Source organism: Streptomyces sudanensis (assembly GCF_023614315.1).
GTDB lineage: Bacteria > Actinomycetota > Actinomycetes > Streptomycetales > Streptomycetaceae > Streptomyces > Streptomyces sudanensis.
The window spans coordinates 2650795-2651872 of record NZ_CP095474.1; the positions used below are offsets into that span (position 1 = coordinate 2650795).

Genomic DNA, 1078 nt, shown 5'->3' on the forward strand with positions numbered 1-1078 from the left:
GGCCGAAGAGGTACGTGACGACGAAGCCCGCCGCGTACCCGGCGAAGAGGCCGGCCGCGTAGGCGGCGACCGTGGCGAGGGGGCCGCCCGGCCCGTCCAGCAGGGGGAACAGCGCCCAGCCGGACGGGCCGATCGCCGTCGAGCCGACCTTGTCGCCCGCCATCCCGAAGAGGCCGACCACTCCCCCGCCGACCGCCCCGCCCACGCAGGCCGTCACGAACGGGCGGCCCAGCGGCAGCGTCACGCCGTAGATGAGCGGTTCGCCCACGCCCAGCAGCCCGGCGGGCAGCGCGGAGCGGATCGTGCGGCGCAGGTCCTCGGCGCGGCGGAGCCGCACGTACACGGCGAGCGCGGCGCCCACCTGTCCGGCGCCCGCCATGGCGAGGACCGGCAGCAGGACCGTGTACCCCTGCTGCTCGATCAGTGTGGCGTGCAGCGGGATCAGCGCCTGGTGCAGGCCGAGCATGACGAGCGGCAGGAACAGCCCGCCGAGGAGGAGCCCGGCCGCCGCGCCGCCGTGGGTGAGGAGGTCGTCGGCGGCGGTGCCGATGGCGGAGGCGACCTTCCCGGCCGCGTACATCAGCCCGTACACCGTCGCCAGGCCCGCGACGAGGACGGTGAGGGTGGGCGTGACGAGGACGTCCAGGGCCTCGGGGATGCGGCGGCGGCACCACTTCTCGACGCGCGTCGCGAGGAACGCCGCGGCGAGCGCGCCCAGCACCCCGCCCTGGCCGGGTGACAGCTGCTGCCCGAACACCTCGATCCTGGCGACGCCCGCGTAGACGACGATCGCGGCGACCGCGCCGCCGAGGATCGGGGTGCCGCCGAACTCCTGCGCCGTGTTGTGGCCGACGAAGACGGCGATCAGCGCCATGAAGCCGGACGCGATCGCGGTCAGGGCGGGGGTGAGGGAGGGCAGCGCGCCGAGGTTGACGAGGAGGCCGCTCAGGCCGGCGATGACGCCGCAGCCGATGAGGGCGGGGATGAGGGGGATGAAGACGTTCGCCACGCGGCGCAGGGCGCGGCGGACCGGGCGTGCCTCCCCGCCGGGGGCGGTGCCCGTAAGGGTGCCGGGGCC

General features: G+C 76.0%; 1 protein-coding gene. It reads right to left on the reverse strand.

The annotated features are described in order from the left end of the window. On the reverse strand, positions 1–1078 hold a 1078-nt coding region (locus MW084_RS12265; protein ID WP_275563592.1), incomplete at both ends, for a PTS transporter subunit EIIC.